This is a genomic window from Lacinutrix sp. MEBiC02404 (genome assembly GCF_053601575.1).
Genome location: NZ_JBSHNV010000146.1, coordinates 127,534 through 153,197, shown reverse-complemented (window position 1 = coordinate 153,197; position 25,664 = coordinate 127,534). Strand labels below are relative to the sequence as shown.

Sequence of the window (25,664 nt, the reverse complement as noted above, 5' to 3'; positions counted from 1 at the left end):
ACTTCTGAAAAATCAAACTTTCACACGAATTCCTTTTAAAAAGAATAAGCGTTTTACGAAGTAGTTACCCACTTTATAAAACGCTTATTATATTTTTTGAAATTACTAAACTACGCTAGGAATAACAAATAGCGATACTTCTACTTATTCTTCAATCACAAACTCTAAAGGAATGCCTGTTGCTCCATTTGGAAAGCTAGTTCCTAGAAGTGCAGAAATAGTTGGCGCTATATCTGTAATTTTTGTTTTCTGAAAAGTACTTCCTTGGTTAATTCCTTTTCCGTAGAATAAAAGAGGAACATGTGTATCATAATTTAAACCAGAACCATGTGTAGAACCTGTTTTACTGTAAGAAATTACAGCGGGATCATTAACGACTAGAACATCACCAGAACGTTTTTGGTTAAATCCATTTTGTAATAATTCTTCTATTCCGCTAGTAAAATCTGTAGTTCGCATGGTAGTTGCAGAATATACTTTATCAATATTCTTGTAACTAATTATTTCGTTTACTAATGCTTCTTGCACTTCTGTTAAATCTAAACCTAATAAAGCAATACGTTCTCTATTTAAAAACAATTGGTTATTACTTCTGTTTTCTAACAAATCACTTGCTCCAAATTCTTTAGACATAAAAGCATTTAAATTACTTTTAAACTCTTTAGAATCAAAATATCCGGAAGGAATATGAACACTTTGTAAATAGGATGGCACATCTACTGCTCCGTGATCAGATGTTAAAAACAACGTGTATTCCCCTTTTCCAACTTTAGCATCTAAAGCTTCTAATAAACGCTCCAGATCTTTATCTAAACGCAAATACGTGTCTTGAACCTCTTTAGAATTTACGCCAAAATTATGTCCAACATAATCTGTACTAGAAAAACTAACCGTTAGAACATCTGTAATCGCATCCTGACCTAGTTGTTCTCCATCAATAGCTGCAATAGCAAAATCTGCAGTTAAAGCATTTCCGTAAGCTGTTGCTTTTAAGATATCAAATCCCCTATTTTCTTTGCTTAACGCTTTTAAGTCGTAAGGAAATGTTGCCGTTTCTTTTCCTTTAAAACCACCTTCAAAAGTATTTAAATCCGCTCCACTTTCTGTGTATGTATTAATATCATATAATGTGTTCCATGGTTTTAGGTAGGATTCTGCAGCTTCCGAAGCATTAAAATCGCTAACCCATTTTGGTAACTCACTTCTATAAAAAGTACTTGTAATCCAGTTACCCTCATCTCTTCCGTGAAACCAATATGCAGCATTAGCCGTATGTCCTGCGGGTAAAATAGCTCCTCTATCTTTCAAAGAAATTCCAATCGTTTTTCCTCGCATTTGCGTAAACAATCTGTTTTCATCTGCAAAGGTGGTTGTTTTCATTCTACGCGGAGACATTTGTCCGGAAGCAGCTTCCGTACCAACCGATTGCTCTGTATCATCGCTAGCACAATACACCATTTTTTTAATTTCTTTATCATACCAATTATTAGCAATTATGCCATGATATTTTGGGGTTGTTCCTGTATAAATAGAAGTATGTCCTGGTCCTGTATACGTTGGTATATAATTATAATGATTGTTTTTACAATTAAAACCTTGGCTCATTAATTTTTTAAAACCACCATCACCAAACTTACTGTAAAAACGCGTTAAATAATCGTAACGCATTTGATCAACTACAATACCAACTACTAGTTTTGGCCTAGCATTTGCATTGGTTGTAGTTGTTATTTTACTTGCTTGATCTGCTTGTGCAGTGTACTCTGTTTGTGCTTTGCAACTAAAAAATAAGGCAAAGACAAAAACGTATAATAAAGACTTCATAATAGTATGATTAGATTTATACTTCAAAAATACAGATTTATAGCTTTTAAATTTTCCTTTTTCAATTAATTTATCGTTAAATACGTCATAGTTTTATACTTTAGCACTAACAAATTTATATATGACATACCTTCATAATATAGGAGCTTATTTTATAATGATTAAATACATGTTTCGCAAGCCAACAAAATGGTCTGTAATGAAAACATTAATCTTTAAAGACATCGATGATTTAATCATAGGTTCTTTAGGTATTGTAGCCTTTATTTCATTTTTTGTTGGTGGTGTTGTAACCATACAAACTGCATTAAACATTGATAGTCCGCTAATACCAAAGTATTTAGTTGGCTTTGCCACTAGACAGTCTATTATTTTAGAATTTGCGCCAACTTTTATTTCTATTATTATGGCAGGAAAAGTAGGTTCTTTTATTACTTCTAGTATTGGCACCATGCGAGTTACAGAACAAATTGATGCTTTAGAAGTTATGGGGATTAACGCCATTAACTATCTTGTTTTTCCAAAATTTATTGCACTAATGCTATATCCTTTTGTGATTTCAATCGCTATGTTTTTAGGAATAGTTGGCGGAATGGCAGCTTGTTTTTTTGGTGGTTATAGTTCTATAGATGATTATATTATTGGTATTCAAACAGATTTTATACCTTTTCATATTACCTACGCATTTATTAAAACATTTGCCTTTGCTTTTCTTTTAGCAACGATTCCTTCTTTTCATGGTTATTTTATGAAAGGTGGTGCTTTAGAAGTTGGTAAAGCAAGTACCACGGCTTTTGTGTGGACAAGTGTTGTTATTATTCTTTTAAATTATATCCTAACCCAAATGCTGCTAAGCTAATGATAGAAGTTAAAAACATACATAAGTCATTTGGAGATGCACATATTTTAAAAGGAATTACTACCACTTTTGAAAATGGAAAAACCAGTTTAGTTATTGGCCAGAGTGGTTCTGGTAAAACGGTTTTTTTAAAGTGTTTATTAGGTCTTTTTGAAAAAGACGAAGGATCTATAAGCTATGACGGCAAAATATATTCCGATTTAACTAGTGACCAAAAACGTGATTTACGTAGTGAAATGGGAATGGTTTTTCAAGGTTCTGCTCTATTTGACTCTATGACGATAGCAGAAAATGTCATGTTTCCTTTACGTATGTTCACCAAGCAAAGTAAAAGCGAAATGCAAGATCGTGTAGATTTTGTTTTAAAACGTGTTAACCTTCCGGATGCACATAATAAAATGCCTAGTGAAGCTTCTGGTGGAATGCAAAAGCGTGTTGCTATTGCTAGAGCAATTGTAAACAAACCAAAATATCTGTTTTGTGATGAACCCAACTCTGGATTAGACCCCAAAACAGCCATTGTAATCGATAATTTAATTCAAGAAATTACAGACGAATATAATATAACGACTATTATAAACACACATGACATGAATTCTGTAATGGAAATTGGTGAAAAAATTGTGTTTTTAAAAGATGGATTAAAAGCTTGGGAAGGATCTAAAGAAAACATTTTCATTACAGACAATGAAGTTGTAACAGACTTTGTGTATTCTTCGGAGTTGTTTAAGAAGGTTAGACAAATGTATTTGGAAGAGAACAAGTAGGCGGTGTTGCTTGTTCCTTATGAAAACTTTTAATAAATCACATTCTCAATTCCAATAACTTTGCAACAATCTTAAAGTTACTATTGCACCACTAACGTATCTAGTTTCAATTTTAATTTCAACCAGCTTTCTAATTTCTTTTTATCTTTTATTCTACTTTCTGGAGTGGTTAACGAATCATTCCATTTTACGGTAAACACAGAAAGCGTATCTATTTTTGAAAAGTTAGAATTTATAACATTTGCATAAGAAAACTGTTCTACGTTTTCATAGTTGATTTTCACTTCTTGGCTTAATTCTTCAAAAGGAATAAAATCATGTTCAAATTTAGAAAGCTCTCTAACTTTATCTTCTAGATATGTGATTTTTTGCTGCTGCGTCATTAAGTCTAAAGAATCCCGAGTACGCAATTCTTCCATATATTCCAGGTTATTTACAATTCTATTTTTAACCTGATTCACCTGTAATTTCACGTCTTTTAACGCATTGTAATTATTAAAGCGTTGTTGCAAAACAGCAACAGTAGCTTCTGGTATTTCATCTGCACCAAAAGTAGTTAACTCAATGGTCGATATTTCTGTAGGATTGTAGATATAACTAGCATTCTTTTTAATATAACTAGCATTAGGCAAAGCTTCTAATTCATGCGAAATAAATCGTTTTGCATCATTAGTAAAATTACTTTCCCGTAATACATTTAAAAAAGTAAGTACTGCAGGAATCATTACTAAAATGGCTACAAAGGAAGCTAATCTAGAAATACGTTTACGTTTTGCCGAGTTTGCATATTTAAGCATTGGGAATCGTAAAACCTTCAACACTAAAAAGGTTGCTAGGGCAATAAAAATGGTATTTATAGTAAATAAATACATGGCTCCAGATGCATATTGCAATCCTTCGGAAAGATCATCATTTAACGCATAAGCTAATCCGTAACCAACCGTACATAAAGGTGGCATTAAGGCTGTAGCAATTGCAACTCCAAAAATAACCGAAGCAATTGTTCCTCTTTTAGTTCTTGCGATAATTAATGCTAAACCACCAAAAAAGGCTATAAGAACATCGCGAATATCTGGTTTTGTTCTTGCCAATAATTCGGAAGATTGTTCTTGTAGCGGAAAGAATTTAAAAAATAAAAATGCCGTTAATACACTTAACAGAATCATAACACCAAAATTAATTAGTGATTTTTTTAAGGTATCAATATCATTTATGGCAACCGAAAGTCCGATACCAAGAATTGGCCCCATTAATGGTGAAATTAACATGGCTCCAATAACCACAGCTGTAGAGTTTGCATTTAGACCAACCGATGCCACAAAGATGGAACAAATTAAAATCCATGCGGTTGCTCCTTTAAAAGGAATATCTAATTTTATGGCTTCAATAGTTGCGTCTCTATCGGTATCTTCTCTAAAATCTAAGAGTTCACTAAAGAACTGCTTAATACTTTGGAATAAACCTTTAGCATCATCTTTTACGGCCTTTTTAGATTGCTCTACTGCTTTCTCTTTAGCAATATTCTCTTTTGCTGCATTTTCTTTTGCTGCATTTTCTTCTTCAGAAAAATTAAATTTATTTTCGTCACTCATAATTAACCATAGTTCTCACCAAAATTATTTTTCACCTTTTGGAGTACTTTTTTAATATCTTGTTCCTTTGCTTTCGGAAATATAAGCAAAACTTCGTCTTTATCGACAATAATATAATCTTGTAAACCATCCACAACCACAATTTTATCTTTTTTGGTACGTATCATGTTTCCAGAAGCATCTTCTGTTAATGTTCTAGCATTTACAACAGCATTATTATTTTCGTCTTTATCTAGTTTATCATACAAGCTTCCCCAAGTTCCTAGATCATTCCAATCAAAAGTTGCTGGTAAAACATATACATTTTTAGACTTTTCTAGAATAGCATAATCTACCGAAATATTTTCCGCTTTAGCGTAATTTTCTAAAATAAAGTCATCTTCAAAATCGGTATTATACGCTTCATAACCTTGTTCAAACAAAGCAAATAATTCGGGTTGTTTATTTTTAAAGGCAGCAACTACGCTATTTGCACTCCACATAAAAATCCCTGCGTTCCATAAAAAATTACCTTTTGCAAGAAACTCTTTCGCTGTTTTATAATCTGGTTTTTCTCTAAACTGATTTACCATTTTAATGGCATCGCTAGATTCTTTATCAAACTCAATATAACCAAAGCCTGTATTGGGAAATGTTGGTTGTATACCCAGTGTCATTAAGGCGTCATTTTCGGCACAAAAATCAAAAGCTTGTTGTACGTTATCAATAAAGGCATTTTCATCTTCAATCCAATGGTCGCTTGGTGCCACAATCATAACTGCATCCTTATTTTCTTTCTGAATTTTTAAAGAAGCATACAAAATACAAGGTGCTGTATTACGCATTGCAGGCTCTAAAACCACTTGACGCTTGGTAACTTGAGGCAATTGAGCAAACACCAAATCGTTATAAATCTCATTAGTTAATATGAATATATTCTCTTGTGGAATTATTTTTGCTAAGCGATGGAATGTTTTTTGGATAAGTGTTTCTCCTGTCCCCAACATATCGTGAAACTGTTTTGGAAACTCTTTGGTACTTACTGGCCAAAATCTTGATCCTACTCCTCCAGCCATTAATATGGCATAATTATTTTTATTCATATTACTAATTTAATAATTCTACTTCTGCATTGGGATTAAAAAGATACATTTTTCCGGATGCAACTTCTATACATTCAATACGTTTAACTCGTTGTTGTCCTTTAACAAACACTCTACCATTGTAGAGTTTAAAAGATTTACCCAAAGGTACTTGAAAAACATAGTGATTATCATTTGGTTCGTCGAATTGCTTTAAAGCTAAGGCCAATTGCGTATCTGTGTCGCTTGACGCTTTTGGGTTTTTAAAGTGCTTCGCCAATAAAGGTAATAATTGCATAGGAAACACTTCTGGGTTTAAAACAGGAAGCATTAAATGCTGAAACGTTCGCTTCCACTCTTTGCCATGTGGTTTTATTAGTCTCCCATAATTAGTAAAAGCTTCTAAATGTGCGATTTCATGAATTAAGGTAATTAAAAATCGGTAACTATTTAGATTTGCATTAATCGTTATTTGGTGTTTATTGTTTGGTAATTTTCTATAATCACCATGTCTCGTTTTGCGTTCTTTTTTAACTTTAACCACCAAGTTATCATGTTTCAATAAGTTTAAAACATAAGGTATTGCTTGCTCTGGAATGTGATTTTGAAGCGTGTTTTGCATGAAGACAAAAATAGTTTATCTATTTGACTTGGTGAAAAAAAACAGCTAACTTAGTTTTTACAGAACAACTAACACTAAATCAGTCATATATAGTCGTAATTCAATAAACATTTAATGGAAATAGACTCTAAAATATTAATAGCTCTAATCGCTTTTGTTGCTGCAATAGCTTCTACCGTAGTCACACAGTTTATATTAATCAAAAAATTCAAGAAAACGATTCACGAAAATTACAGAAAGGTCTTCTTTGAAAAACAACTGAATGCGTATCAACAATTTTGGATAGAACTAAAGCCTCTTTCTAGGCTTTATAATAAGCACACTATTATTTCTAAACGGATAGAAGAAAATAAAACGACCTGGTTTTTAAATGAAAAACCCAGTCGTGATTTTTGTAATGATGTTACCACTTTTTTCTTTTCAGAACACGGTATTTTCTTAGGAAAAACTACGCGTTCCCATTTGTTTTCCTTAAGAAATAAAATACATGATTTAATAGACACTGCTAAAATCAAGGATGGAAAAATAGCACTTAGTAATGAACTTAAGAAAAATATAAACAAAGAAACCGCCACTTTAATCACTTCTATAAGAGCAGATATTGGTGTTCTTAATTTAAAATTTAATTTCGAAGAACTTGAATTGGGAGATGAAAATAACGTAGCATAAATCTATTTAAAAAAGATTAAAATCGATGTTGTATTACACACAAAATAGTTTAGTTATTTGAAGTAGCACAAAAAATAATTCACACATATTATTAGCGTAAAAAGAGTTTCTTTAAACGAAAACACACTAGACACCTCTGGCTAGCACACCTCTTTTATGAGTAAAAGAGCTTACGCACTCGTTACAAACGAGCGCGAGTAAACCAACCGATAAAAACCTAATAAAATGAATGCTTTTTCAAGAATTGGTTACATACGTTCTGGAACTGCAACTCCTAATAAACCAAATGCATTTTTAATAGTATTCGCAACTATTTGTGCTAATTGTACTCTAAAAACTTTTTCGTTTTCGGTATCTGCACCAAGAATAGATACATTTTGGTAAAACGAGTTAAACTCTTTCACCAAGTCATAGGTGTAATTTGCAACTAAAGCAGGACTATGGTTTGCTGCTGCGTTTTGTATTACTTCTGGAAAAAGCTGTAATTGTTTAATTAATTCTTTTTCTTTTTCGTGTAAAGACACTTCGACTGCGCTCAGTGTGACAGTGGCGTCTACATCGGCTTTACGCAAAATAGATTGTATTCTTGCGTAGGTATATTGTATAAAAGGCCCTGTATTCCCTTGAAAGTCTATAGAACTTTTAGGGTCAAACAAAATACGTTTTTTAGGATCTACTTTTAATATGTAATATTTTAATGCGCCAAGACCAATGGTTTGGTAAAGTTCTTGTTTTTCCGTTTCCGAATAGCTTTCTAGCTTCCCTAGTTCCTGAGATATTTCTTTTGCTGTAGTTGCCATTTCCTCAATTAAATCATCTGCATCTACAACGGTACCTTCTCTACTTTTCATTTTTCCAGAAGGTAAATCTACCATTCCGTAACTTAAATGAAATAGGTTTTTAGCCCAATCGAATCCAAGTTTTTTCAGAATTAAAAATAATACTTGAAAGTGATAGTCTTGCTCATTACCAACGGTATATACCATACCACCAACATCTGGATAATCTTTTACACGTTGTATTGCAGTACCAATGTCTTGCGTCATGTAAACAGCTGTTCCATCACTGCGCAATACAATTTTTTCGTCTAAGCCGTCTTCTGTTAGATCACACCAAACAGAACCATCTTCTTTTGCAAAGAAAACTCCGGTTTTTAAACCTTCGGCAACAAACTCTTTTCCTAACAAATAGGTTTTACTTTCGTGGTACAGTGTATCAAAATCTACTCCTAAATTTTTGTAGGTAATATCAAAACCACTATAAACCCAATTATTCATTTTAGTCCAAAGCGCAACAACAGCTTCATCTCCTGCTTCCCATTTAATTAGCATTTCTTGTGCTTCTAATAAAATAGGAGCGTTCTTTTTTGCTTCGTCTTCCGTTTGCCCTTTAGCTATTAAATCTTGAATTTCCTTTTTATATTCTTGGTCAAACTTTACATAATAGTTTCCAACTAATTTATCTCCTTTCTTTAAATCCGTATTCAATGTGGTTGCTGGAGTTTCCTTTTCTCCATCACTCCCATTGGGAGCAAAACGTTGCCAAGCCAACATACTTTTACAAATATGAATTCCTCTATCATTAATAATCTGCGTTTTGTATACTTTTTTACCAGAAGCTTTAATAATTTCGGCAACACTATATCCTAATAAATTATTACGTACATGACCTAAATGCAACGGCTTATTGGTATTAGGGGAAGAATACTCGACCATTACCGCTTTTTCATTTGCGGCAGGTTTTACAAAACCAAAAGTAGTATTGTTTTTAATGGCATTGAAAAAATCGACATAATAGCCATCATTAATTTCTACATTTAAAAAGCCTTTAACCACATTAAATGCTTTAACGTCCTCCACGTTTTCTACTAAATAATTACCAATAGCTTCCCCTATTTGTATTGGGTTCCCTTTTATTACCCGTAACATAGGAAAAACAACCACCGTAATATCTCCTGCAAACTCTTTTCTGGTTGCTTGAAATTCTACCGATGCTAAATCTACTTTATAAATAGATGTAATAGCTTGTTTTATATGATTTGATAAAGTGTTTTGAAGGCTCATTTTGCTTTTCATTTTAAGGTTGCAAATATAGCATTTTATTGCTGAAAATATTTGTTAAAAACAATAAACTAAAATACGAAAAACTATAAATTCTGACTTTATAAGAGTGAAAACCAAGCTCCTTTTGTCCTTATTTTTAGTGTTTTGTCTGTAAAATTATATCGCACCAAAATAAACTCTCACTTTATCTAATTTTTCTGCATTAAATCGCTTTAATTAGTTTATTCAATCTGTTTTATTGAGTTTTGTCTTTCAAGGATTTTATCCAATCCCTAAAAAACTGGATATTTTTTAATAACTATTAACTAATTATAATTTAACAAAGCGTTTTTGATTCCCTCAAAAAAGACTCTTAGTTGATACCTTACTCTTGTAAATGTATTAAATGAGGAAACTGATTACACTTATTTTTTGTCTTAGTGCACTTTTGGGCTTCTCGCAAACCGAGGATCTTGACAATCTCACTATTCAGCTAGCGTTTCAGAAACCGGACACGACAAAGATCAACACTTCCCTACAGATAATTAAGTTACTGTACCACACAAAAGATTATAACAAAGCATTACAATTTATTAGAGAAAGTGAAAAGCTATCTAATGACTTAAACTACACTGCAGGTATTGCTGAGATCACATATTATAAAGCACTTATTTTTGCTAAAAAAGAAGATTACCTTAATGCCATTGACAACTACACAAAATCTAAAGATCTTTACATTGCATTAACTGATACTTTAGGAATTGCTAAAATTAATAATAGTATTGGTCTAATTGAAATTGCAAGAGGTAACTATGACAAAGGTTTACAATTTTCTCTTTCTGCAATAGAGATACTTGAAAAACGAGATTTAAAAGAAGAGCTTTGTGATGCTTACCGGAATTTAGCTACGGCTTATGACAAAATGGAAGCTTACGATCTAGCGATTACGTTTTACAAAAAAACACTAGATTTAGAACAATCTCTTGGTAAGGAAGAAGAAGTTATACAAACCAATAAAAATTTAGGAGATTTATTTTATAACAAAAATGAATACCAAAAAGCAATTTATTATTTCAATAATGTACTTGCAAGTATAGATACAAGTGACACGATATTAAGAGGTGATGTTTTAACAAAAATAGGAAGCTCCTATCTTTCCCTTAATAATTTAGATCAAGCTAAAGAATATGTAACACAAGGTCTTCGATTAAATAGGAGACTTAATAATGATCTGGGTACTTTAATAGCACTTAATACTTCTGGAGAGCTATATTTAAGAGAAAGAAAACCAATTGTTGCCGAACGTTTGCTATATGAAGCGACCACTTTAGCTAGAACGGTGCAAGATGAAGAACAACTGATAAAAAATTATGGATTAAGAGCTAAATTAGATTCCGTAGAAAATAATTTTAAACTAGCTTATATTTGGCAAAGAAGGCATTATGAGCTTAAAAGTAAAGTGGAGAAGCGGCAACAACAAAATGCTTCGGCTAAAGAAATAGAGAAAAACACGGCAATAGTTCCTATTGAAAGTCAAGACTTAAATACAACTAGTAATGCTACAAATCAAGCATTAATTAGTCAACATGAAGAAGAAAAGAAAGCAAGTCAACAACAAATAGACCGGTTAAACCTTATTTTCTATTTGCTATTACTGGCATTGCTAGTAGTATCTACTTTTTTAATTTTAATCTACTTAAAAAGAAACAATAGTATTAAATATACGAAAGAATTAGAAGACAAAAACAAGCAAATTAATATCCAAAATGTAGCTATTTTAGATCAGACCAAAAACTTAGAAGATATTAATAAGGTAAAGGATAAACTTTTTTCTATAGTATCTCATGATTTAAAAGACTCACTTACCTCTATTAAAGGGTTTATAGATTTATTAAAAGATGGTTCCTTAAGTAAAGATGAGTTTAATCATTTATTACCAGAATTAAGTGAGAATGCGAATAATGCCTCTTTGCTTTTATTCAATCTATTAAATTGGTCCAAATCACAAATGCAATCCTTAGAGTCTAAACCAAGCTTGTTTGATGTGCAAGAAGTCTTTTTAGATAAATTAAAACTTATTGAACAAAAAACAGAAAAGAAAAACATAAGAATAGAGGATAATTCTTTACATGATTTTATTTACGCAGACAGAAGTATGGTAGAAATTATTGTACAAAATCTACTTACTAATGCTGTTAAATTTTGTAAATCTGGTGATACGATTACAATTCAAAACCACATTAGTAATGGACAATCTTTAATTAGTATTGGTGATACTGGTGTAGGTATCTCTAAAGAAAATCAAGACCAGTTATTTAAAAACAATACTTTTACTACTATTGGTACTAAAAACGAAAAAGGCACTGGATTAGGTTTAACTATTTGCAAAGAACTAGTAGAACTTAATCATGGCAAAATTTGGGTAGAAAGCACAGAAGCCATTGGCAGTACTTTTTATGTTGAGTTACCAAAAACAAATCCTACTGGAGGCGTTTAATTTTTAGGTAAAAACACCTCTGCCATCATACAGCGTGCACTTCCACCACCACAAGATTCAATAGTATCTAAACTACTACTTACAATTTCGCAATGTTTTGTAATGGTCTTAATTTGCGCAGGAGTTAAACAATTGTGAGCCGCTTGACTCATAATTAAAAAGCGTTTATCACCTGTACCTTTTACTTGTAACATATTACCAGCAAAATGACTTACTTGCTCTTCTGTTATTGAAATAACCTCTTTGCCACTTTGTTGTAAATGTTTAACAACGTTTTTACGTTCTTTTTTATCATCTATAGTGTCTAAACATATCACAGCAAAAGTTTCTGCTAGACACATCATTACATTGGTATGATAAATCGCTTCGCGTTTACCGTCTACCGTTTGGTTCGCTTTAAAGACTACTGGAGTATATTCAAAATCTTCACAAAATTCTATAAATAAACCTTCATCAGCACGAGCAGATAACGCACAATATGCAATACTATTTACGCGATCTAAAAGTAAACTTCCCGTTCCTTCCAGAAAAACACCTTCGTCTTCTGCACTTGTATAATCTACAACATTCTCAATTGTAAAACCTTCCTTTTCAAGAGATTCTAAAATATCTTCTCTTCTTTCATTTCTTCTATTTTCTGCAAACATTGGATACAAACCAACGGTTCCGTTTTCATGAAAAGAAATCCAATTGTTAGGAAATATAGAATCTGGAGTATCAAACTCTTCCGTATCATTTACAACAACTACATGAACACCAATATTACGTAACTTGTCTACATACGTATCAAACTCTTTTTGCGCTTTTACATTCTCCGTTTCCGGCAATACATTGTCGGCTTCTTTTTGATAGAAATTATTTACTGCGGTTTGTTCATTCCTCCTGAAATTAATAGGACGAATCATCAATATAGTATTTGTAGTTTGTTGCATATTTGTTCTTTTTAGCAGAGCAAAGCTAAACTAATTAATTCTAATTTTCGGCTATAAATCGAACCCAATTGAAAATTGCCATACTCTATTTCGGGGACTACCTTCCTCTTCATAAATATCACCTAATCCTAAATGGTATCTTACACCAAGACTAATACCGGAATTTGTTTTAAATCCGCCTCCAAAATTCATTCCCCAATCAAACTTATTAGGTTTAAACTCTTGCGAAGTATCAAAAAGGTTGAAGCTACTATCAAAAGTTTCTTTGTGTGAAATAGCTAAACCAGCTTGTGGACCAACTTCCAAATAAAAATTATTATTGGGGTACACCTTAAACATTAAAGGAGCGTTGATATAATCTAGTTTTTGTGTAAAGGTTCCGCTATCGTTTTTTATTTCGTAGCCTTGTTGTGCATACAGTAATTCTAATTGTATTGCAAAGTTGTTTGAAACAAAAGACTCTCCGTAAAAGCCAACATGAAAACCATGTCTTTGCCCAGTTTCTCCTTCTCCATCGAAGTGCACTGCTGCTAAATTGTATCCTCCTTTTAAACCAAAGTTAGATTCGTTTGAATTTTCTTCTTGTGCATTACTAGTAAAAACTAGGCATAGCAATGCTATAGTTATTAAATATACTTTTTTCATATTTCTTAAATGTTATAAATTATTTTCCGCCGTTAGCCTGCAAGTCTGCAATACATTGTGCGTCTAATTGCGGAGCAGATCCTCCTGAAACTAAATTAGCAATACCGTCTCCAGTTTCGGCAGACCAATACATTAAACAGGTTTCTACATCGCAATGTTTTGGGTGTTCTGCATCTTCATGATTAGATTGTAAGTCTGCTCCTAAGTTTGTTAATCCTAAAATATGTCCGAACTCATGCATTATTACAGTCGTTTCTAATAGACTTCTACTAGGTTCAAAAGCACTATCGCTAAAACCGTGTAGCGTTTCTTCGTAAATAACAAAAGATGTATTTCTATATGCTGTGCCTAAAACTACGCCGTTATTTGTGTTACTATCCGACTCTCCATCTGCAAAAAAAGCCCAAACTGCAATTTGATCTGCTGTATTATATGCTGTTCTATTTGCATCCTCAACGGCTCTTATTTCTGCGTTTGTATATGGTGAATTTCCAGGCGAAGCTATTGCTCTTTTTTCAACTAGTATACCATTAGGTTTAAACGTTCTTGCTTCTAAAAAAGCTACAAAATTGTTTATTGCTGTCTGCGAAGGCTCAAAACCGTCGACATAAACAAGTTCTATTTTCATACTTGTATATGTTGCATCGGATAATAAATCATTAGATGAGCTACCAGTTGATTGTTGGTTAGCACTGGTATTATTGTTGTTATTGTTCGATTCGATGTTTGAAGAATCGTCCGTTGTACAGGCTACAATAGTTAACAAAAAACTTAATACAAATACTATCTTTTTCATTTTAGTTTTTTTTTATAAACAGCTGCTAGAAAATTCTAACAGCTGTTTTAATCCTTTTAATTTCAAATATATTTAGATTACACTTGCGTAAGAACTAACGTTATTGCTGCATTTGTAGAGCTTTGCAATTCTATTGTAGTGTTGCTATAACTCGTTACTTGCCATTCCTGATTTAATAAACTAAAAGTAGCATTACCAGTAAAGTTTAAGTTTAAAAACACTTCTGTTTGCGAAGTAACTTCATAAGTTCCCTGCACATCATTGCTGGTTGTATTTACTATATTTTCTGCTACTAAACTTAAATCGTTTGCAAAATCAATAGTATATTCTACATAATCCGTTGCTGTATTTACTCCAGCAATCACAAAAGAATCCACTTGAAAAAGACCATCTACTAATAGTACTTCTAAAGTATTAGCTTCATCTTCTGCATCCTCCATAATTCCGGCTTCATTTACACAATCATTAATACTTGCTTGTAATTCTGAATCACTACTTACTGTTGTTGAAGTTCCGTTGGTAAAAGTTAAGTCTATTGGATAACTAATAGAGAATAATTCATCATCACTAAAACCATTCATATATGCATACAACTGTTGTTCAGACTCTAACACGACACTTCCCGTTTGTTCTAAAGACAAGCTATATGTTAATACTGTTATTGGAAACTCTATATCTAAACAAGATATTGCTGCTTCTCCTGCTGCTTCTGCCGCTTCACATGCATCTACCAAAGCATCATATTCTCCTTGACTTGTAACAACGACCTCTGTATAATTACTTAAGGAAACTGTTAACGGAAACTGAAGTACTACGGTATCTTCATCGGTATTAAATTGGCCTAAAATATTAAGCACCTGCGTGTAATCTACTTCATTTAGAATAGTTATGGATGTACCATTTATAGTTGCTGTAACTGGTAATAAAATAGAAGAGCAGGAAACGCCGTCTAGAAAATCATCAAAAGAACCATCAAACATAGATGTTCTTGTTAGGTTATCTGCTGTTTGAGAATCTGCCGAATTGGTATTTGGATTTTCACCATTTTCATTATCTATTTCATCTTGACAAGACAGCAATGAAAATAATGCGATGCATAGGATGGAGGTAATTAATTTTAAATTTTTCATAATATTTTAATGTTTACAAATTTAACTTTATTTATTTACTTAACGATTTTTTCATTTTCTATTAGTAAGACAACTCGTTTTAATTTTACCCTACTTTTCTTTTAATTTATTTGATTTAATAATAGGATGGATGCAATAATTAATGCCATTGCAAATACGATTAAAGTAATTTCTATAAATTCTAATGTTCTGTTTTCCATAATAAATTGTTTTAAGGGTTTTGTGCACTTAAGACATCTCTAAAGCAGTTTACCCTACCTTACCTTAAAAAATATTATCTTTCGAGAATTATAATGAACACTAAATGACCCAAACTACTAACAACCTCTGTGATGAATCTTATTTTAATTCTTTCTATTTAAAACAGGTTCAAGCAGTAAATAATTTTGCGTATTACAAATGTGGGGATCCAGATAATGCTTTGGATTTGGTTCAAGACGCTTTTTCTAAAATTTGGGAAAACTGTTCTAAAATTGACTACACCAAGGCCAAAACATATTTATTCACTACAGTAAATAATTTGTTTTTAAATACTATAAAACATAATAAAGTAGTTTTAGAATATGCAAAAGCATCTCCTTATATAGACACTAATAACCAAAACCCGGAATACTTATTAGAAGAAGATGAGTTTAAAATCAAACTACAAAATGCTATTTCTGGACTAACAGAAGGGCAACGTGAAGTTTTTTTAATGAATAGGATTGATGGTAAAAAATATAGAGAAATTGCTGAAATTTTAAATATTTCGCAAAAAGCAGTAGAGAAAAGAATGTCTGGAGCATTAAAAGCCTTAAGATCAAAAATAGAAAATATTTAATATTTGTGGTAGGGAAAAGACTAATGTAATTGTCTTATTATTAGAACGCTAAAAATGAAAGAAGAAAAAGACATATTAAAATGGTTTAACCACGACCTTTCTGAAAAAGAGATTGCAGATTTAAGTGCCTCTGAAAATTCAAAAACGCTTAGTAAAATAGCACATTATGCTTCACAACTAGAAGCGCCAACAATAGATGCACAAAAAACTTTAGAAGATTTTAAAAACAGAAAAAGCACCAAAAGCGACCCAAAAATTAGAACCTTAAACTTTAAACAGTTTTATAGAATAGCTGCTGTTTTTGCTATTCTATTAACTTCATCCTACTTTCTGTTTTTCAATAATATGCAATCCTTTGAAACTAAATATGCAGAAACAGAAACATTATTACTTCCGGATAACTCGGAGGTGATTTTAAATGCAGCATCCAAATTAAGCTTTAATAAAAAATCATGGAAGGATAATAGAAGTTTAGAATTAGATGGAGAAGCTTTTTTTAAAGTAGCAAAAGGTAAAAAGTTCACCGTACATACAGCTGCTGGAATAGTTCAAGTTTTAGGAACGCAGTTTAATGTAAAAGAGAGAGATAATTATTTTGAAGTTACCTGTTATGAAGGTTTAGTAAGTGTTACTTACAATAAGGAAACGATAAAATTAGCTAAAGGAAAATCTTTCAGAATATTAAATAACAAAACAGAATTTAAAGACTTACATGCTACAAACCCATCTTGGTTGCAACAAGAATCTAGCTTTACCAATGTACCTTTACGCCAAGTAATGGAAGAGCTAGAAAGACAGTATAATATTAAAATAACAGCAAATAATATAGATACGGATCAATTATTTACAGGAACTTTCACGCATAACAATAAAGATATAGCATTGCAATCTGTTAGTATTCCCTTAAAATTAAGCTATACCATTACTGGTAATACTATTACTTTAAGCAACTATGAGGCTCACTAAATGTTTTTTATACATACTCTGTTTTTATTCTACTTTAAGTTTCAGTCAAAATACTTCTGAAAAAAAAGCACTTACAAGTATCATTACCTCTATAGAAGAAAAATTTGATGTGAAATTCTCTTATTCCGTAGAAGATGTAAAAGCTATTTTTATTGAAACGCCTTCAGATACATTATCCTTAACCGAAACCATAAACTTTTTAAACACAAAAACGTTACTAAATTTTAATGTTTTAGATAATAGATACATAACAGTTTCTGTTGTTAATAAAACGATTGCTATTTGCGGTATCATAGTAGACCAAGAAAATAACGAACCGCTATTGGGTACTTCTATTATAATTACGAATACGCAAATAGGAACAGCTACCAATTACGCTGGGAAATTTAAACTTACAAATGTACCAAGTGATGCTATAATTAGTATTTCATATTTAGGATATAAAACGGTACACTTAAAAGCAAATCACTTTTTTAATGAAAGTAACCAATGTAAAATCGTTTATTTAAGTGAAACCAATCAAGAGTTAAACCAAATTACCATCACTAAATTTATAACCACTGGTTTACAAAAAAGGATGGATGGTAGCACTATTTTAAACACAGATAAATTTGGCATTTTACCCGGTTTGATAGAACCAGATATTTTAGAATCTATACAAGCGCTTCCAGGTGTAGAGAGTGCTAATGAAAGTATTGCAAACATCAATGTAAGAGGTGGAACTAATGACCAAAATTTAATTATTTGGGATGCTATTAAAATGTATCATTCTGGGCATTTCTTCGGATTAATTTCTGCGTACAACCCCAATCTAACAAACAAAGTTATTGTAACTAAAAACGGCACAAGTAGCGAATTTAGCGATGGTGTTTCTAGTACCATAAACATGTTTAGTAAAGACGAAATATCCAATGCATTTTCTGGAGGAGCTGGTTTTAATTTAATAAGTGCAGACGCTTTTTTACAAATACCAATTTCAAAAAAAATAGAGTTTCATATTTCTGGCCGACGTTCTTTTACAGATTATTTAAGCACACCAACCTATGCCAATTATTTTGAACGAAGTTTTCAAGATAGCGATATCAATACGCAAGAAATTAATGAAAATAACACATCTTCCGATTTTTTCTTTTACGATTATTCTGCAAAGTTATTATTTAATCTAAACGAAAAGCATAAACTCCGTGCCAACGTTATTGGCATTTATAATAATTTAGATTATGCGGAAACGATTACCAATACCGAAGAGGAAACCACTTCTAAAAATAGCACCTTATCGCAAGAAAACATAGGTTTCGGAGGAAATTGGCAGGCACAATGGAGTAAAAAGTTTAAAACAAAATTAATTGGTTACTCCTCTAAATATACAGTAAATGCAGATGATTATAGAGTACAAACAGACCAACGTTTACAACAAGGTAATGAAGTATTAGAAACTGGATTAAAACTAAACTCCTATTTTTCTGTTAATGATAATTTAGTACTCCTTAATGGTTATCAATTCAATGAAACTGGAATCTTAAATAAAACTACTGTTAGTGGTCCATCTTACCTTAAAGAAAAAAAGGATGTGCTATTAAATCATGCTTTTTTCTCGGAAGGAGAATACAAAAAGAACAATACCTACTTAAGAGTTGGTGTACGTTTTAATTACTTTCAAAAGTTTAGCAAATTACTTATGGAACCTAGAATAAATTTTAGACAAAAATTGTCTCCGCACTTTGCTATAAAAATAGAAGGCGAGTTTAAAAACCAATCGACTAACCAAATAGTAGATTTTCAAGATGATTTTTTAGGCGTTGAAAATAGGCGATGGGTTTTGGCTAACGAAGAAAACATACCAATATCTACAAGTAAACAAGGTTCTTTCGGTGTAGCGTTTAACAAAAAGAATTTTCATGTAGACCTAACTAGCTTTTATAAAAAAGTTGATGGTATCACAGCATCTAATCAAGGTTTTTATAACAACTTTCAATACGTAAATGCGACAGGAAGTTACGCTGCAAAAGGTATCGAGTTTTTAGCTAATATAACTTCGATAAAATATAGTACTTGGTTAAGTTATACATATAGTACTAACGACTATACCTTTCATAGTTTTACTCCTAAGAAATTCCCCAACAACACAGATATTAGACATTCTATATCCTTCGCTTTTAATTATAATCTTTTTGAAGATTTACAAATATCTTTAGGTAGCATGTACCGATCTGGTTTACCATATACCAAACCTTTGGAAGGGAATGAAACCACACAAAATGGTAGTTTCTATTTTGTGAATTACGATGTACCAAATAACGAAAACCTAGATGCTTTTATTCGTTTTGATGCTTCGTTAAGCTATACGTTTCATGTGTCTAAAAAACTAAAAACATCTCTACGATTTGGCATTAAAAACATTACCAATCAAGACAATGTTATTAATCGTTATTATATTGTAGACGAAACGGATACGGAAAAAACAATACAAGTAAATAACAAATCTTTAAAATTTACGCCAAACGCAAGCGTACGAGTTACCTTTTAATTAATCGCGAATTAAAGGCATCGTACTGCAACGTAACAAACCTTCTTGTTTCGATATTTCCGCATAAGGCACTTCTTCTACCGTAATACCATTTTTTCGTAACCAGCTGTTTAATCTAGTGAAGTTTTTTTCTGAAATAACAACATCTTCCGAAATAGAGAATACGTTACTATTCATATGAAACATTTCTTCTTTGGTAATTATGAAACAATTTTCTTTTCCGAAGAAATTTAACAACCAAGAATACTCTTCTTCTTCTAGAAAACCTTCTTTATGCAAAATCGCTTTATTTTTTCCAATAGGTTGAAAACAGCAATCTAAATGTAAGGCATTATCTCTTGGATCAGTTTGCGATTTTCTAAGATTAAAAGACTTCACTTTTTTATGCGGAAAGGTTTTTTCTAGAAATGCAACACCTTGTAAATTAGTTCTAGCAACAATATAATCGGCATAGTCTTCTTCTCTATAGGTACCAACAAAAATATAATCATTCCAAAGCATGACGTCTCCTCCTTCAATATGAACTTCTTCTGGAGGACGAATAACTTTATCAGGATTAATTTTGTCCACAACATATTGTATCGCGTCCAACTCTTCTTCTCTATCTGGTAAAATATTTGCCTTTACAAAAACATCATCTATTACAAATGCGATATCTCTTGCAAAAATTTGGTTACAGTTTTCTATTAATTCTGGTCTGTAAACGGTTACGTTATATTTCTTAAAAACGTTAGCAACTGCTTCCATTTCTTTAACCATATCTGCTTCAACAGGATAGGTTCCTGCTTTTATATGTAGTGCAGATTTAGGATCATAAGCTTCGTCCAAACTTGGTGTTGGCCCATTACTTATTGCAGTACCAAGAACCACTGCTCTTAGTCTAGATGTTTCGTTTTTTACGTTTAGTTTTAGCATACTGTAAATATATAAAAAGCCTCATAATTTCTTATGAAGCTTTTTAGTTTAAAGATTTTTAATCTTATCTGTTTTTTATGTCTTTAAAAGCTCTTTGCGTTTCTCCAATATAAATTTGTCTTGGTCTACCAATTGGCTCTTTACGCAAACGCATTTCACGCCATTGTGCAATCCAACCTGGTAATCTACCAAGTGCAAACATTACTGTAAACATATCTGTTGGTATTCCCATACCTCTATAAATAATTCCAGAATAGAAATCTACATTTGGATATAATTTTCTATCTACAAAGTATTTATCTTCTAAAGCTTCTTTTTCTAATCCTTTAGCGATATCTAAAATTGGATCTTCTACTCCAAGATCTCCTAAAACTTCATCTGCAGCAACTTTAATAATTTTTGCTCTTGGATCAAAGTTTTTATAGACTCTATGTCCAAAGCCCATTAAACGGAAAGAATCATTTTTATCCTTTGCTTTAGCCATGTATTTTTTAGTATCTCCACCATCTTCTTCAATACCACTTAACATTTCTAAAACCGCTTGGTTTGCTCCACCGTGAAGTGGTCCCCAAAGAGCAGAAATACCTGAAGAAATAGATGCAAATAAACCTGTGTGTGCAGAACCAACGATACGTACAGTAGATGTAGAACAGTTTTGTTCATGATCTGCATGTAATATTAATAACTTATCTAAAGCATTAACTAAAATTGGGTTTTGTACATATTCTTCGTTTGGTTTTTTAAACATCATTTTTAAGATGTTTTCTACATAACCTAAAGAGTTATCTCCATAATCTAATGGTAAGCCTTGTTTTTTACGCATTGTCCAAGCTACTAATACTGGAAATTTCCCTAATATTCTCACTACGCTTTTATACATCTCCTCTTCAGAATCTACATTCACAGAAGAAGGATTAAATGCGGTTAATGCACTTGTTAAAGAAGACAAAACTCCCATTGGGTGTGCCGACTTAGGAAAAGCATCTAAAATTTTCTTTATATCATCATCAACAACAGATTGTTCTTTAATGTCTTTTTGAAATTTCTCTAATTCTTCTTTATTTGGTAATTCACCAAAAATCAACAAAAATGCTACTTCTAGAAAATCAGCTTTTTCAGCTAATTCTTCAATAGAGTACCCTCTATATCTTAAAATACCTTCTTCACCATTTAAAAACGTAATAGCACTTTCGCAAGAACCTGTATTTTTAAATCCAGGATCAATGGTTGTTACACCACCTGTTACTCCTCTTAAGGTTTTGATATCTATAGCAACCTCGTTTTCTGTTCCTTTAATTAAAGGAAACTCGTATTTTTTTCCATCAATTTCTATTGTAGCTGTTTTTGACATATTTAATTTTGAATATTATTTGTTTTGCGGAATGCTAAATTACGAAAAACCACTCGATTTTTAAAGCGATTTAACAAAGCTTTTTACAATATTAATATCACTAAAATTGATGGCATAAAAAAAGTGCTTATTTTATACAAATAAGCACTTTTTACAATTACTCGAAATACTATTATTTTATTTTAAACGCTTTCTCTTGCGGATAATAAGCTACGGTATTCAATTCTTCTTCAATACGAAGTAATTGGTTGTATTTTGCCATTCTATCACTACGAGAAGCAGATCCTGTTTTAATTTGACCACAGTTTAACGCTACCGCTAAATCTGCAATGGTATTATCTTCAGTTTCTCCAGATCTGTGGGACATTACGGATGTATAACCCGCATTGTGCGCCATATTTACGGCAGCAATAGTTTCTGTTAATGTACCGATTTGGTTTACTTTAATTAAAATAGAATTTGCGATGTCATTTTCTATTCCGCGAGATAAACGTTCTACGTTTGTAACAAATAAATCATCACCAACTAACTGTACTTTATCTCCTATTTTTTCTGTTAAGTATTTCCAACCTTCCCAATCGTTTTCGTCCATTCCATCTTCAATAGAAATAATTGGATATTTAGCAGCTAATTCTGCCAAGTAATCTGCTTGCTCTTTGCTGGTTCTTATTTTCCCTTTATCTCCTTCAAACTTCGTGTAATCATATTTCCCGTCTACAAAAAATTCCGCAGCAGCGCAATCTAAAGCAATCATAACATCATCCCCTAAAGTATATCCAGCGTTACCTACCGCTTTAGCTATGGTTTCTAAAGCATCTTCTGTACCACCTTCTAAGTTAGGTGCAAATCCACCTTCGTCTCCTACAGCAGTGCTTAAACCTCTATCGTGTAATACTTTTTTTAGGTTATGGAAAATCTCTGTTCCCATTTGCATGGCATGTGTAAAGTTTTTAGCTTTTACAGGCATTACCATAAATTCTTGAAATGCAATTGGTGCATCACTATGTGAACCACCATTAATAATATTCATCATTGGAACTGGAAGTGTGTTTGCACTTACACCACCAACGTATCTGTATAAAGGTAAGGCTAACTCATTTGCAGCAGCTTTTGCAGCAGCTAGAGAAACTCCTAAAATTGCGTTTGCTCCCAATTTTGATTTGTTTGGAGTACCATCTAAATCAATCATAATTTGATCGATATCATTTTGGTCAAAAACGGAAACACCTAATAGTTCTTCTGCAATTATAGTATTCACATTTTTCACAGCTTTAGAAACTCCTTTTCCCATATATGCTTTTCCGCCATCACGTAACTCTACAGCCTCGTGTTCTCCTGTAGAAGCTCCAGATGGTACAGCAGCTCTTCCTAAGAAGCCATTTTCTGTTATAACATCAACTTCTACTGTTGGGTTTCCTCTTGAATCAAAAATTTGTCTTGCGTGAATATTTATTATAATGCTCATAAAATATGTTTTTGTTCCTCAAATTTACTTTTTAATTCTCTTTTAGTAAGTAAGTTATTTAAAGAATTGTTTAAAATTGTTCCTATATCGTTTTAGTAAAACAGAAAAGACAACGAATTACTATTTTCGTTGTCTTTTTTATATTATTTCGATTTCATGTTTTCAATAAACTCATCAAATAAATAAGAGGAATCATGTGGCCCAGGACTTGCTTCTGGATGATATTGTACAGAAAAACAGTTTTTGCTTTTCATTTTAATTCCTGCCACAGTATCATCATTTAGATGTATGTGTGTAATTTCTAAATCTGGATGTGCTTCTGTTTCTTCTCTGTTCACAGCAAATCCATGGTTTTGCGAAGTGATTTCTCCTTTCCCTGTAATTAAATTCTTTACGGGATGGTTAATACCTCTATGCCCATTATGCATTTTAAAAGTGGATATTCCATTTGCTAAAGCAATTACTTGATGCCCTAAACAGATACCAAATAATGGTAAATCTCTTTTAATAATTTCTTTAGCTACTTGTTGTGCTTCTACCAAAGGCTCCGGATCTCCAGGACCATTAGATAAGAAATATCCATTTGGATTCCATGCCGCTAATTCTTCAAACGTAGCATTGTATGGAAACACTTTGATGTAGGCATCTCTTTTCGCTAAATTACGTAGTATGTTTTTTTTAATTCCTATATCTAAAGCTGCAATTTTTAAGGTAGCATTTTCATCCCCATAATAATAAGCCTCTTTGGTTGAAACTTTGGACGCTAGCTCTAAACCTTGCATATCTGGTATTTCGGCTAATTGTTGTTTAAGTCCTTCTACATTTTCAACATCGGTAGATATTACAGCATTCATTGCGCCATTATCTCTAATATAACTTACCAGTGCTCTTGTATCTATATCTGAAATTGCAAGGAGATTATTCTTTTCTAAAAATTCTTCTAAAGAAGCATCTGCAGCATCACGAGAATAATCATAGCTAAAATTCTTACAGATAAGACCGGATATTTTTATAGCATCCGACTCTACTTCTTCTACCTTGGTACCATAGTTACCGATATGTGCATTGGTTGTAACCATAAGTTGCCCAAAGTAAGAAGGATCCGTAAAAATTTCTTGATAACCTGTCATTCCAGTATTAAAGCATACTTCGCCAAAGGCAGTACCTTCTTTATTAGCGACTGCTTTCCCATGAAAAATGGTTCCATCTGCTAATAGAATTATTGCTTTTCTAAGAGATTGGTATTTCATTGTGTAATTTTTGTAGTGTTGTTTGGTTTGCAAAATTGCATAAAAAAAAGGATAAACTAAAATAGTTTATCCTTTATATTATTATTGCTTATTAACAATTATTATAATGTGTTATAATATTGAAAAATTTTAAAAAGATCTGCTTCCTTAGATGTAGATATTTTATTCTCCTTTATAAAGCTATTAACTTCACGTTTTTTATTAGACATTAGTTTTAAAAGGTTAGACTTTTTCATCTTAACCTCTTGTATTTTTCCGTTTTTTTCTGCGTAGTAACTATTTTCTACTGTCATTTTATCTTTACCCATTTTTTGATTTGTCATAGGGTTAACTTCTGCAACAATAACAAGAGTACTATGCGATTTATATAAAGCAATTTTGTCTCCTTCTTGAATTACTTCTAGTAAATAATTTTGCCCTTTATCTATATTTTTATTTACAAAGGTTTTAAGGCCTATTCTTACCTTTTTTAAATCTCTAGTATTGAATACAAAAACTTTTTCTGCACTATCTTCATTTAGAAGCGCTTCAATTCTATTAGAACTTATATTAAAATTACAATTGGGTATGTTATATCCTTTACCTGTGGCATCATAAATTTCGCCTCTATTAATCCAGTTCTCGTAAAGATAAGATGAACCATTCATGTCACCAGAGGTTGTTGTCGTTATCCAAAAGCCACTGTTAGTGTTCATATTATCATTAGCAAAAAGATCACTAATTTTATTTCCACCACCACCACCTATAATAGTAGCTGAACTCGTTTGAGAGAATGACATGCCCGTGCATAATAAAAGCGCTAAACCTAAAATTTTTTTCATAATCTGTATATTTTATCTTAAATATAACTAAAATAACGGTACTTGCCCTAAAAAATTAAAGAAAAATCATACATGCATTTCAAAACGTATGTCATTACCATCCCAACCTTCTG

The 25,664-nt window shown here is 32.0% G+C and carries 21 protein-coding genes; 7 read left to right on the top strand and 14 right to left on the bottom strand.

Annotated elements, in window-relative coordinates:
- Positions 1 to 144: 144 nt before the first annotated feature.
- On the bottom strand, positions 145 to 1,824 hold the full coding sequence (gene pafA / locus ACVCXO_RS06080; RefSeq protein ID WP_452228697.1) for an alkaline phosphatase PafA: 1,680 nt from the start codon (positions 1,822 to 1,824) through the stop codon (positions 145 to 147).
- A 121-nt stretch (positions 1,825 to 1,945) separates the two neighbouring features.
- Here pafA and ACVCXO_RS06075 point away from each other — a divergent pair, with 121 nt between their 5' ends.
- Positions 1,946 to 2,683, top strand: a complete 738-nt coding sequence (locus ACVCXO_RS06075) for an MlaE family ABC transporter permease (protein ID WP_452228696.1) — start codon at positions 1,946 to 1,948, stop codon at positions 2,681 to 2,683.
- Positions 2,683 to 3,450: an ABC transporter ATP-binding protein gene (locus ACVCXO_RS06070; RefSeq protein WP_452228695.1), complete on the top strand. Its 768-nt coding sequence runs from the start codon at positions 2,683 to 2,685 to the stop codon at positions 3,448 to 3,450. Before ACVCXO_RS06075 ends, ACVCXO_RS06070 begins: the two co-directional genes overlap by 1 nt.
- 80 nt (positions 3,451 to 3,530) lie before the next feature.
- Here ACVCXO_RS06070 and ACVCXO_RS06065 read toward each other — a convergent pair whose 3' ends face one another.
- Genes ACVCXO_RS06065 through ACVCXO_RS06055 form a run of 3 tightly spaced genes read right to left on the bottom strand, consistent with a single transcriptional unit; the run spans position 3,531 to position 6,725 of the window.
- Positions 3,531 to 5,042: a DUF389 domain-containing protein gene (locus ACVCXO_RS06065; protein WP_452228694.1), complete on the bottom strand. Its 1,512-nt coding sequence runs from the start codon at positions 5,040 to 5,042 to the stop codon at positions 3,531 to 3,533.
- Between the two features lie 2 nt (positions 5,043 to 5,044).
- Complete coding sequence (locus tag ACVCXO_RS06060; RefSeq protein WP_452228693.1) at positions 5,045 to 6,124, bottom strand: mannose-1-phosphate guanylyltransferase; 1,080 nt, start codon at positions 6,122 to 6,124, stop codon at positions 5,045 to 5,047.
- A 4-nt stretch (positions 6,125 to 6,128) separates the two neighbouring features.
- Positions 6,129 to 6,725 (bottom strand): SprT-like domain-containing protein, encoded by a 597-nt coding sequence (locus ACVCXO_RS06055; RefSeq protein WP_452228692.1) that lies wholly within the window; start codon positions 6,723 to 6,725, stop codon positions 6,129 to 6,131.
- A 114-nt stretch (positions 6,726 to 6,839) separates the two neighbouring features.
- On the opposite strand from ACVCXO_RS06055, the gene ACVCXO_RS06050 reads away from it, so the two are divergent.
- On the top strand, positions 6,840 to 7,394 hold the full coding sequence (locus tag ACVCXO_RS06050) for a hypothetical protein (RefSeq protein ID WP_452228691.1): 555 nt from the start codon (positions 6,840 to 6,842) through the stop codon (positions 7,392 to 7,394).
- 248 nt (positions 7,395 to 7,642) lie between these two features.
- Here ACVCXO_RS06050 and argS read toward each other — a convergent pair whose 3' ends face one another.
- Complete coding sequence (gene argS, locus ACVCXO_RS06045) at positions 7,643 to 9,457, bottom strand: arginine--tRNA ligase (protein ID WP_452228690.1); 1,815 nt, start codon at positions 9,455 to 9,457, stop codon at positions 7,643 to 7,645.
- Positions 9,458 to 9,842: 385 nt separating this feature from the next.
- Here argS and ACVCXO_RS06040 point away from each other — a divergent pair, with 385 nt between their 5' ends.
- Positions 9,843 to 11,933, top strand: a complete 2,091-nt coding sequence (locus ACVCXO_RS06040) for a tetratricopeptide repeat-containing sensor histidine kinase (RefSeq protein ID WP_452228689.1) — start codon at positions 9,843 to 9,845, stop codon at positions 11,931 to 11,933.
- On the opposite strand, the gene ctlX is transcribed toward ACVCXO_RS06040, so the two are convergent.
- The 4 genes from ctlX to ACVCXO_RS06020 form a co-directional block, all read right to left on the bottom strand.
- Positions 11,930 to 12,865: a citrulline utilization hydrolase CtlX gene (gene ctlX / locus ACVCXO_RS06035; RefSeq protein WP_452228688.1), complete on the bottom strand. Its 936-nt coding sequence runs from the start codon at positions 12,863 to 12,865 to the stop codon at positions 11,930 to 11,932. The genes ACVCXO_RS06040 and ctlX overlap by 4 nt on opposite strands.
- Positions 12,866 to 12,916: 51 nt before the next feature.
- A complete protein-coding gene (locus ACVCXO_RS06030; protein ID WP_452228687.1) occupies positions 12,917 to 13,510 on the bottom strand; it encodes a porin family protein in 594 nt (197 codons plus the stop codon).
- 19 nt (positions 13,511 to 13,529) lie between these two features.
- Positions 13,530 to 14,306, bottom strand: coding sequence for a membrane metalloprotease (locus ACVCXO_RS06025; RefSeq protein WP_452228686.1), 777 nt, complete (start codon positions 14,304 to 14,306; stop codon positions 13,530 to 13,532).
- Between the two features lie 77 nt (positions 14,307 to 14,383).
- The gene (locus ACVCXO_RS06020) at positions 14,384 to 15,436 is read right to left on the bottom strand and encodes a hypothetical protein (RefSeq protein ID WP_452228685.1); all 1,053 of its coding nucleotides are present in this window, start codon (positions 15,434 to 15,436) and stop codon (positions 14,384 to 14,386) included.
- 304 nt (positions 15,437 to 15,740) lie between these two features.
- Between ACVCXO_RS06020 and ACVCXO_RS06015 the strand changes: the two genes are divergently transcribed.
- Genes ACVCXO_RS06015 through ACVCXO_RS06005 form a run of 3 tightly spaced genes read left to right on the top strand, consistent with a single transcriptional unit; the run spans position 15,741 to position 19,749 of the window.
- Positions 15,741 to 16,256, top strand: coding sequence for an RNA polymerase sigma factor (locus ACVCXO_RS06015; RefSeq protein ID WP_452228684.1), 516 nt, complete (start codon positions 15,741 to 15,743; stop codon positions 16,254 to 16,256).
- Positions 16,257 to 16,310: 54 nt separating this feature from the next.
- A complete protein-coding gene (locus ACVCXO_RS06010; RefSeq protein ID WP_452228683.1) occupies positions 16,311 to 17,222 on the top strand; it encodes a FecR family protein in 912 nt (303 codons plus the stop codon).
- On the top strand, positions 17,209 to 19,749 hold the full coding sequence (locus ACVCXO_RS06005) for a TonB-dependent receptor (RefSeq protein WP_452228682.1): 2,541 nt from the start codon (positions 17,209 to 17,211) through the stop codon (positions 19,747 to 19,749). The genes ACVCXO_RS06010 and ACVCXO_RS06005 overlap by 14 nt, the downstream gene beginning before the upstream one ends.
- Here ACVCXO_RS06005 and ACVCXO_RS06000 read toward each other — a convergent pair whose 3' ends face one another.
- The 5 genes from ACVCXO_RS06000 to ACVCXO_RS05980 form a co-directional block, all read right to left on the bottom strand.
- Positions 19,750 to 20,664: a dimethylarginine dimethylaminohydrolase family protein gene (locus ACVCXO_RS06000; protein ID WP_452228681.1), complete on the bottom strand. Its 915-nt coding sequence runs from the start codon at positions 20,662 to 20,664 to the stop codon at positions 19,750 to 19,752.
- A gap of 64 nt (positions 20,665 to 20,728) precedes the next feature.
- Positions 20,729 to 22,015 (bottom strand): citrate synthase, encoded by a 1,287-nt coding sequence (locus ACVCXO_RS05995; protein WP_452228680.1) that lies wholly within the window; start codon positions 22,013 to 22,015, stop codon positions 20,729 to 20,731.
- Positions 22,016 to 22,187: 172 nt separating this feature from the next.
- Positions 22,188 to 23,480 carry a phosphopyruvate hydratase gene (gene eno / locus ACVCXO_RS05990; protein ID WP_452228679.1) on the bottom strand — a complete coding sequence of 431 codons (1,293 nt, stop codon included), beginning with the start codon at positions 23,478 to 23,480 and terminating at the stop codon, positions 22,188 to 22,190.
- A gap of 143 nt (positions 23,481 to 23,623) precedes the next feature.
- Positions 23,624 to 24,730: a glutamine-hydrolyzing carbamoyl-phosphate synthase small subunit gene (carA, locus tag ACVCXO_RS05985; protein ID WP_452228678.1), complete on the bottom strand. Its 1,107-nt coding sequence runs from the start codon at positions 24,728 to 24,730 to the stop codon at positions 23,624 to 23,626.
- A gap of 101 nt (positions 24,731 to 24,831) precedes the next feature.
- A complete protein-coding gene (locus ACVCXO_RS05980; RefSeq protein WP_452228677.1) occupies positions 24,832 to 25,551 on the bottom strand; it encodes a hypothetical protein in 720 nt (239 codons plus the stop codon).
- Between the last annotated feature and the right edge of the window lie 113 nt (positions 25,552 to 25,664).